Origin of the sequence: Methylibium sp. (assembly GCF_013817365.1) — a bacterium.
Taxonomy (GTDB): domain Bacteria; phylum Pseudomonadota; class Gammaproteobacteria; order Burkholderiales; family Burkholderiaceae_C; genus Methylibium.
The window spans coordinates 1-8,829 of record NZ_JACDCU010000137.1; the positions used below are offsets into that span (position 1 = coordinate 1).

Annotated in this window: 11 protein-coding genes; 5 read left to right on the forward strand and 6 right to left on the reverse strand. The window is 64.1% G+C overall.

What is annotated here, in order from left to right; all coding sequences use genetic code 11:
• Positions 1 to 490: 490 nt before the first annotated feature.
• The 4 genes from H0W38_RS10210 to H0W38_RS10225 all read left to right on the forward strand — a co-directional run bounded on the left by H0W38_RS10210 (position 491) and on the right by H0W38_RS10225 (position 2,454).
• The gene (locus tag H0W38_RS10210; protein WP_292453516.1) at positions 491 to 880 is read left to right on the forward strand and encodes a hypothetical protein; all 390 of its coding nucleotides are present in this window, start codon (positions 491 to 493) and stop codon (positions 878 to 880) included.
• 89 nt (positions 881 to 969) lie between these two features.
• Entirely contained in the window at positions 970 to 1,401 is a 432-nt protein-coding gene (locus H0W38_RS10215; RefSeq protein ID WP_292453518.1) for a HEPN family nuclease, read from the forward strand.
• An 88-nt stretch (positions 1,402 to 1,489) separates the two neighbouring features.
• Entirely contained in the window at positions 1,490 to 1,855 is a 366-nt protein-coding gene (locus H0W38_RS10220; protein WP_292453521.1) for a hypothetical protein, read from the forward strand.
• 107 nt (positions 1,856 to 1,962) lie between these two features.
• Positions 1,963 to 2,454: a hypothetical protein gene (locus H0W38_RS10225; RefSeq protein ID WP_292453524.1), complete on the forward strand. Its 492-nt coding sequence runs from the start codon at positions 1,963 to 1,965 to the stop codon at positions 2,452 to 2,454.
• Positions 2,455 to 2,702: 248 nt separating this feature from the next.
• On the opposite strand, the gene H0W38_RS10230 is transcribed toward H0W38_RS10225, so the two are convergent.
• The 4 genes from H0W38_RS10230 to phnC all read right to left on the reverse strand — a co-directional run bounded on the left by H0W38_RS10230 (position 2,703) and on the right by phnC (position 6,240).
• Positions 2,703 to 3,713, reverse strand: a complete 1,011-nt coding sequence (locus tag H0W38_RS10230) for an NAD(P)-dependent oxidoreductase (protein WP_292453525.1) — start codon at positions 3,711 to 3,713, stop codon at positions 2,703 to 2,705.
• Entirely contained in the window at positions 3,710 to 4,447 is a 738-nt protein-coding gene (gene phnE / locus H0W38_RS10235; protein WP_292453536.1) for a phosphonate ABC transporter, permease protein PhnE, read from the reverse strand. The genes H0W38_RS10230 and phnE overlap by 4 nt, the downstream gene beginning before the upstream one ends.
• Before the next feature lie 71 nt (positions 4,448 to 4,518).
• On the reverse strand, positions 4,519 to 5,409 hold the full coding sequence (gene phnD / locus H0W38_RS10240; protein ID WP_292453528.1) for a phosphate/phosphite/phosphonate ABC transporter substrate-binding protein: 891 nt from the start codon (positions 5,407 to 5,409) through the stop codon (positions 4,519 to 4,521).
• Between the two features lie 21 nt (positions 5,410 to 5,430).
• Positions 5,431 to 6,240, reverse strand: a complete 810-nt coding sequence (gene phnC, locus H0W38_RS10245) for a phosphonate ABC transporter ATP-binding protein (RefSeq protein ID WP_367161880.1) — start codon at positions 6,238 to 6,240, stop codon at positions 5,431 to 5,433.
• A 106-nt stretch (positions 6,241 to 6,346) separates the two neighbouring features.
• On the opposite strand from phnC, the gene H0W38_RS10250 reads away from it, so the two are divergent.
• Complete coding sequence (locus tag H0W38_RS10250) at positions 6,347 to 7,240, forward strand: LysR substrate-binding domain-containing protein (protein WP_292453530.1); 894 nt, start codon at positions 6,347 to 6,349, stop codon at positions 7,238 to 7,240.
• An 87-nt stretch (positions 7,241 to 7,327) separates the two neighbouring features.
• Here H0W38_RS10250 and H0W38_RS10255 read toward each other — a convergent pair whose 3' ends face one another.
• Both H0W38_RS10255 and H0W38_RS10260 read right to left on the reverse strand, forming a co-directional pair.
• Positions 7,328 to 8,131, reverse strand: a complete 804-nt coding sequence (locus H0W38_RS10255) for an EAL domain-containing protein (protein WP_292453532.1) — start codon at positions 8,129 to 8,131, stop codon at positions 7,328 to 7,330.
• Positions 8,132 to 8,146: 15 nt separating this feature from the next.
• Positions 8,147 to 8,590 carry a BLUF domain-containing protein gene (locus H0W38_RS10260; RefSeq protein ID WP_292453534.1) on the reverse strand — a complete coding sequence of 148 codons (444 nt, stop codon included), beginning with the start codon at positions 8,588 to 8,590 and terminating at the stop codon, positions 8,147 to 8,149.
• Positions 8,591 to 8,829: the final 239 nt, after the last annotated feature.

Here is an 8,829-nt window from a genome sequence, read left to right on the forward strand (position 1 = left end):
TCGCCTACCTGCGACTGTCACGCCTGAAGAACCTGCCGGCTCATCCGTTCGCCGCTGCGGCCGGCGTCAGATGAGGCTGTCGCGTTCCACACGAAACGGCATAGAGCCCAACCCCTGACACCGTGAAGGAAGAACTGGTGGAGACCGCTGTGACGTGTTCCACCGGGAACCCATACGGCGTTTCGAATGCAGCACTTCCGCACTATCACAAGATGATCAGGAGCTTCTCTCCCAGCGAGGTTGAACTCATGCTGAGCCTTCCCGCAAAGAAGTGCGTGTTAGCCGAGCGTCTCAAGGTGCATGCTGACTGCCGCACGCGATTCAAATCACTCGTTCAGCTCATAGATGCCTCTACCGTGCCAGCCAAGGCCGCAGCCGCATACGCACATTGGAGCAAGTAGCTCTAACCATTCCATCGAGAGAACTTGCCCCGGCAAGCCGGGTTATGCCTCTCATGTCAAACGTTAGACGCCATCAGGGGGAATCGCAGATGAGGTTGATAATCCAAAACGCCGTTGTGCTCGCCGCACTCACTATGTCGGGTTGCTCCACCTACAGCTCCAATATACGTGTCGGTAACGACATGTCCTATGCAAGTCTCGGGGATCAGCGCTCAGCATCGCAAACCATTAAGGTGCTTGAGAAGGTTCCCGCTGGAGCCGTAGATCTGGGAGAGGTTGATGCTGGCCGTTGTCACCGCAGCTTTGTGGAGAGCAGCCCAGCGGAGCAGGCCGTTATGCTCGATCTCAAAATTGCTGCTTATGTGCTGGGTGCGGACGCTATCAGTAACGTAGCCATTGAAAAGCAATCCGCTTTAGCTAAGAACTGCTGGTACATGTTGGGCGGAAAAGCAAAAGCATTGCGGCTCAAATCTCCGTAAGGCATGGCATCTAACAATTCTTCAAGCCGAAGCCACTTTGTGGCTCGGCTTAATTCAGACGTTGGGCGTCATAAACTCCTGATCGCGCCGTGAGCTACTTGTCAAACTTCGAGCGGTCTTTCAGCCAGCACACGTTGAGCCTTGTGAAGAACTACGACGGGCCATTCGACGCTACCCTCATGGTGAACTGCCTCCTCGGCCTGCTCGTCGTACCGAAGGAAACGGTACTTCAGGCAATTCCTGAGGAACCGTTGTCCGCGCTAGCAAGGTGGGGCATCAGCCCAAGCTGCATCAAGAGCCCCGGCCGCGCAACCAAAACGAACCCCAATCCCGCTACTCTTCGTGGCCTCGTTGCGAACCTGCGGCACTCGGTCGCCCACTTTCGCATCAAGCCTGTCCCAGCTACCGAAGAAGTGCATTCATTCGAATATACAAACGACGTCGGTTTACACGCCGTCATCCCCGTATTGGAAATGCGAGAGTTCGTCATGCGGCTGTCTGAGCACCTCACAAACCAATGATTTTCGCGGGTCGCGGATGCGCCCAACCCGTCGTTGAAGCTGACCGCTGGCAAGCGTCGATTTTTCTGCATCTGCGTGGAGAACTCTTGTGAAAAACGAAGTCGGAGAAGAATTTGAGGATGTTCGCGGTGACCCCACTAGAACACTTCTGCATGGCTTTAAGACGACTCCACTTGGATGCGCCAGGTACTTAATGGTCTTTGCAGTACGGCCAAACTTGGTTGTATTGCGACAACACACTAAGACCGCGGTTGGACTACGCGAAGTAGCGGTAGGTTTCACAACCTCTCAGTTGGAGGAATTGCAAGATCTTCTTCCCACACTCATAGAAGAGTCCAAAGCTGGAAGAACCTCCGATGAAAAGCTTGAAGAACGTCTAAATGTGAATCGAATGTCCGCCAATTCGGCTATACGAAATATCCAACGAATCTTGGACGGAGAGAAAAGTCCGTGAATCCCGAGTCGACGCCCAACCCGTCGTTCCAGCCAACGGCCTTCGGGCGCGGCTGAACTCATTCGTTAGACGCCACCCACACCGTCCCTGTCCATCCGAGGAAGCCAATGCAAGCAACCCACGACGAGTGCGAGTACAAGATTTACGAATTGCGAGGAATGCCGCCCATCATCTTCGGTGAGACTTACGTCATTGCGGTTGGCATCCACACCACCGGCCCCTACTTCAAGGGTGAGTACCACATCTTTCACCAGCGCCCTGCGGCAACGGCGGAGAGTCTGGGTTGGACGTTTGAGCAATCGGAAGACCACCAAGACGTCCTCACTGCGAGCGTCGGCTGGATGATCGAAGAGAGTGTCAATTTCGCGCAATCTCGGCTGGCCGAGAAGTTGTTTCAGCGGGCAGAGGAACTGAATGCGCCTCAGATCTTGGGCGCATTACTCGAGCTGCGGGAGTCAAAAGCGTCGCCGTTCGGCGGGTGCCGAATTCGCGGCGTGTTTCACGAGCAAATGGACGAGGTCTTGCGAGCCACCAAGTGTGCCTCGTTGCGCCGCTATTTCTCCGCGCTTCGCCAAGTTCCAAAGATGGTCGGGCTGTAGCCAGTGACGTCTAACCTCTCCATCGAGCGGACGTTCCAAAGGCCGCTTCGCGCCCTTTGGCCCGCCGCTCATGTCAAACGTCAGACCTCACCCAACGCCATGACCGATGACCTTCGGCCTTCTTGGGCCCGTTGGCCATGCAGTCGCAGGCCAAGATGGAAGGCAATACCACCACCGCCTGAGCCAACAGCATGGTCCGCTACTACGGCTGGAGAGTGGGCTCGGCGAGTGACGAAACGTCCTGGCCTTCAACCGAGGGTTGAACCGACCGCCATGTCGGCGCCGACCTCATTGACCGCATCCTGCGGCCGCCGACCGCTCAGCGCAGCCAGGATGTTGCTCGCCGCGCGGTGCTCGATCTCCACCCGCACGCGCGCAACGGCCGAGCCGATGTGCGGCGTGAAGACGGTGCGCTCGGCCGCCCGCAGGCGCTCGGGCACCGAGGCGGGCGCAGCGGGCAGTGACCAGTCCTCGAACTCGAAGACATCGGCCGCATAGCCGCCGAGGCGGCCCGACTGCAAGGCCGTGGCGATCGATTCCTCGTCCACGACCGATCCTCTTCCCACATTGACGATGAGCTGACCCGGCTTGGCGTCGTGCAGCACGCTGGCGCCGATCAGGTGGCGTGTCTTCGGTGTGAGCGGCACGGCGATGAAGAGCCAGTCCGCGTTCGACACCGCTTGCTGAAGGCTGCACGGCTCGACCCCTGGCACCGGTGCGGCGGCGGGATCGAAGCCCAGGATGCGACTGCAGCCGAAGCCACGCAGCCTCTCGACGATTGCCCGACCGACCAAGCCCAGGCCGAGCACCGCCACGACAGACCCGTCGAGGCCCGTGCCGTACAACTGAGGCCGCCATCCCAGGTGCGCTCCGCTGCGCACGCGGGCATCGCCTCGCCGCACGTTGCGACCCAGCGCGATGGCCAGGCCAATGGCCAGTTCGGCGGTCGGCGCGGTCAGCAGATCGGGCACGATGCTGAGCCACACGCCGGCCTCGGTGCAGGCCTGTACGTCGTAACTGTCCAGTCCCTTGAGCGCGCAGGCCACGATGCGCAGTGAAGGCGCTGCGGCAAGCAGCCCCGCATCGACGCGGTCGGTCATGAAGCCCATGACGGCGCTGGCGTCGTGCACGTTGGCCCGCAATTGCGCGGGGCTCCACGGCTCCAACGCGGTGTTCACCCGCAATTCGCCGGCTTCGCGCAAGCGCTCGGCCACTTCGTCGTGGATGCGGTTGGTGACAACGATGATCGGTCGGTTCATTTGAGTCGTTTTCTGAGTGCGGCGCCCGTGGAGTCGACGACGACGACACAGACAAGGATGGTGAGAAGAATGGCGGAGACCTGGTCGTAGCGGATCAGGCGCAGCGCGGCCATGAGCTCGAAGCCGATGCCGCCCGCACCGACGATGCCCAGCACGGCCGAGGCGCGGAAGTGGTACTCCCAGCGGTACAGGGTGATGTCGGCCAGTTGCGGCAACACCTGCGGCAGCACGGCATGCACGATCACCTGGAACGGGCTCGCGCCGGCGGCGCGCGCGGCCTCCAGCGGTTTGGGGTCGGCGTGCTCGATGGCTTCTGCATAGAACTTGCCGACCATGCCCGTGGAGTGCAGGGCCAGGGCCAGCACGCCGGGGAGGGCGCCGAAGCCGACGGCGGCCACGAAGATGATGCCGAGAATGATCTCCGGCACCGAGCGCATGGCCGCCAGCAGCGTGCGCGCGATGCGGTAGATGCCCGCGGTCGGTGACGTGTTCGGCGCCGCCAGCAAGGCCAGCGGTAGCGACAACACGACCGCGAGCGCCGTGCCGGCAACCGACATGGCCAGCGTGTCGAGCAGCGGCTTCAACCACGCCTCGAAGCGCGAGAAGTCGGGCGGGATCATCTCGCTGCCGAGTTGCGCCAGCGCCGGCGCGCCCTCGACCAGGCGCTGCACGTCGAAGAAGCCCGTGAGCGCCAGCGCCAGGAGGCACACCGCCAGCACGGCCGAGATCAGCATCGTGTTGCGCCGCCCGGCGGCCGCGTTGACTTCGAGAATCGAGCGATAGCGCTCGGGCAGCGCTGCCTGGCTCATTGCATGCTCTCGAGCTCGATGTTCAGGATTTGCGCGGTTTCGCGAAGCACGTCGTAGGCCTTGTCATCCGTCGCCATGAAGCCTTCGACGCGAAACGCTTTCAGCACCTCGGCGTCCTTCATGTCGATGAAGGCGGAGCGGATCTGCGTCTTGAGCGCCGGCGACAGCTTGCCCTGCATGACGATGGGGTAGTTGGGGATCGGTGCCGACTGGGCGAGCTCGACGATCTTCGAAGGATCGATGGTCTTGCGCTCGACGAGGTTGTCGTAGATGGGCTTGGACAGAGCTCCTGCCGGCAACTGGCCGGTCTGCACGGCGCGCGCGACGGCATCGTGCGTGCCCACGTGCACGGGCCGATAGTCTTTCTCGCCGTCGAGCTTGGCCGTCTTGAGCAGGTGCGCGCGCGGCGCGAGGTGGCTGGAGGTTGAGGCCTGGTCGCCGAAGCCGAACGGCTTGCCGCGCACGTCGGCCAGCGTTTTCACCGGTCCGCCCGCCGTCGCGATGAGCACCGAGGTGTAGGTCGGCGCGCCGCGCTCCACGCCCACCGCGAAGGCTTCGATCTGCGGTGCCTTGCTCTTGGCGAGCACGTAGGAGAAGGGGCCGAAGTAGCCGATCTCGATGCGGCCGAAGCGCATGGCTTCGATCATGGAGGAGTAGTCGGTGGTGACGATCAGTTCGATCTCCTTCTTCAGCGTGCGCTCGAGGTAGGCCTTGAGCGGCTGGGCGTTCTGGATCAGCGTGGAGGCGTTCTCGTCGGGCAGCAAAGCGACGCGCAGCTTCGACGGGTTGGCCGTTTGAGCCGATGCCGAGGGCGCGAGCCAAACGGAGGCGGAAAGGGCGAGCAGGCTGCAGGCAGCGGCTTTGGCGAGGGCGGAACGGCGGTTCATGGTGGGGCTCCTTGGGTGAAATCAGGCGAAGGTTTCGAGGGCAAGGGCGGTGGCCCCGATGCTTGCGGGCTGTGGGCGCTTCTCGGCGCGATCCTTGTTGGCGTAGAGCGATTCGGTGGCCTCCTTGGTCAAGGCCTGGGGTGCGCCGTCGAACACGACGCGCCCGTTGTTCAGGCCGACGATCCGGTCGGCGAACTCCTTGGCGAAGTGCACCTGGTGCAGGCTCACGACGGCGGTGATGCGATCCGCCCGGCAGATGTCGCGCAGCAGCGTCATCACATCCAGCGCGGTGGCGGGATCGAGGCTGGCGACGGGTTCGTCGGCCAGGATCAGCTTCGGCTGCTGAACCAGCGCGCGGGCGATGCCGACCCGCTGCTGCTGGCCGCCCGAAAGTTCGTCGGCCCGTTGCAGGGCATGCGCCAGCAACCCGACCCGGTCGATGGCCGCGAGCGCCAGCGTCTTGTCGGCGTCGGCCCACGGCCTCATGAAGGTCAGCGGGCCGTGGTAGCCCAGGCGGCCGGTCAGCACGTTGCTCAGCACCGAGGCGCGGCCGATCAGGTGGTGCTGCTGGAACACCATGCCGGTCGTGCGGCGGTGCTGTCTGAGCACGGCCGGGTCGGCAAGGCTGCCGATCCCCGGGATCTCCACCGTGCCGGCGGTGGGGCGGACCAGCCCGTTGAGCGTTCGCAGCAGCGTGGACTTGCCGGCGCCCGAAGAGCCCAGCAGCACGAGCAGTTGCCCGGGAAGAATGGACAGGGTGGTCGGGTGCAGGGCCGTGCTGCTCTGCCTGTACACGACCTGTGCGCAATGGGTGCAAAGGATCGGTTGCATGCTCGTTTCCTGGACTTCGGTGGACATGCCTGCACGGTAGACGGCTCACATCACAGGAGGATTAACGAAGCCGTCACACGACTCGCCCAACATATAGGCGGGGTCTATGGACAGCACTTCATCGGAGCTTCGGGCGTTCAATGCGGCGGCGCGCCTGGGCAGCATGTCGGCTGCGGCGCGCGAGCTTGCGCTGACGCAGCCGACCGTGTCGGCCCATGTGGCCGCCCTGGAGCGGCGCTTCGGCGTGGAGCTGTTCTTCCGCAAGGGGCGGCGGATCGAGCTGACGGAGTTCGGCGCGTCGCTGCACGAGACGACGCACCGCATGTTCAGCGCCGAGCACGACGCGGTGGCCCTGCTGCACCAGGCGCGCAGCGAATACTGCGGGCGCTTGCGCATCTGCGCGGTCGGCCCCTACAACGTCACGCCGCTGATCCTGCAGTACCGCGCCCGGTGGCCGCGCGTGGAGATCGCTGTGAGCATCAGCGACTCCGCCGAGATCGTGCGGCGCGTGCTCGACCATCAGGGCGACATCGGCATTCCCGTGCAGCCGGTGAGCGATCTGCGCCTGCACTGCGAGCCTTACCGGCGGCAGGCGCTGGTGGTCTTCGGGCCGCGCGACCACCCTTTGCTGGCGCAAGAGGGCGGCCTGGCGCTCGAGGACCTGCAGGGCCAGCAGTTCGTGCTGCGCGAGCAGGGCTCGAGCACGCGGCGGGTGTTCGAGGACACGCTGGACCGAGCCGGCGTGGCCGTTCGTTGCGCCGTGGAGATGGGCAGCCGCGAGGCGGTTCGGGAAGCCGTGGCGCAGGGCCTCGGCCTCGGTGTGGTGGCCGAGTTCGCCTACGTGGCCGATCCGCGGCTGGCGGTGCTGCCGATCCGCCACGAGGCGCTGTACACGCACCCGCACCTGATCTGCCTGAAGGACCGGTTGTCCACGCGCCTGATCGCCAACTTCGTCTCGGTGTTCACGGCAGAGCGGGCTGGATTCAATCGCGCAGCGTGAGGCTTGCGCCGCGATCGACGCGCAGGTTCTGCGGGGCGGCTTCGCAGGCAGGCACTCGTGCACCGCCCAGCGGCGCGGCGCCGCGCTTCAGCGCTGCAGGTAAGGAATCGCCTCGGCAGTGACCAGCGACTGGAAGCTCGGCCGCGCGAACAGATAGCCCTGCATCAGGCTCACGCCGGTGCTGCGCAGGAATTCCATCTCGCCCACCGTCTCGATGCCTTCGGCGATGACCAGAACGCCCAGTTCGCGGCACATGCGCACGGTGCTCGTCACGATGATCTGGCGCGCCTTGTGCGTGTCGATGCCGCGGATGAGTTCCATGTCGAGCTTGACCAGGTCGGGCTGGAACTGCGAGAGCAGGTTCAGGCCGGCATAGCCCGCCCCGAAATCATCGATGGCGGTCAGGAAGCCGATGCGCTGGTACTCGGCCATCACCTGCGCATACCAGGCGCCGTCGCCGACACGCTCGCCCTCCGTCGTCTCGAAGATGATGTTCTCGATCGGAAAGCCGTGCGCGCGGGCCGCGGCCAGGGTGGTGCGGATGCAGGCCTCGGGGCGGTACACGGCGTTGGGCAGGAAGTTGATCGACAGCTTCTCCGTCAGGCCGAGCTGCACGGCGCCCTTGATGGCCTTGACCCGGCAGGACTGATCGAACCGGTAGCGGTTGGCCTCGTTCACCTGCGACAGCACCGACATCGCCCCCTCGCCGGCGGGGCCGCGCACCAGCGCCTCGTGCGCATAGATGCTGCCGGCGTCGAGGTCCACGATCGGCTGGTAGGCGAAGCTGAACTCGAAGCCCAGCTGCTCGCCGTCGGCGCAGTCGCCGCAGCGCGCCGGCAGCTCCTCGAGCGGAGCGAAGTTTGAGGCGCGGATCGGGATGGTGGATGTCATGGGTACTTCCTTGGATCAAGCGGCCCTGCGCAGCGTGGTGAGCGCTGTCTGCAGCAGCCGGGCCTGCTCGGACATGTCGCTGTCGACAAGCGCCTTGCTGACGAGTCGGGTGTGGATTTCCGGGCTCAAGGCCTCGCCGTCGATGTAGGCCATCGACCACTGCGAGAACGCGCGCTTGGCGGCCAACCCGATGCTCAGCAGCGATGCTTGCTCATGCCTCGTGTCGGCAAGGATTCGGGCGTAAAGGGTCAGCAGCGTGCCTTCCTGCCCCTCCAGCACTTGCACGAAGTAGCCACGGCCGCTGCACAGCACGCCGGTGATGCCGAGCAGCTGGTTGGAGGTGCGGGCCTGGCTCAACAGCTCTTCCATGAAGGCCTCGTCCACCGGGCGGGTCGGACGACTGACATAAACGAGCCTCAGAAGATTCGACATCAGGACGCGTGGTGAGGTGTTGGGCATGGCGGGCACGGTCCGGCGTCGGAGAGTGCCCCATGGGTTGCACCCCAGTATCGGCCGGACATCGGGATTCTTGAGGCGCTGAACGGGGGTCGGTCTCGATGTCGCGCTCGAAGTGAAGCTAGTGCAGTGCGCCGCTCTGTTCTGTACTTATCCAACGATGGCGGCAAGTGCCGTCTTGGCGCGCGTGACCTTGGCCAGGATGTCGGACGCGCGTGCGGTCCAGATGAACGGCTTGGGAT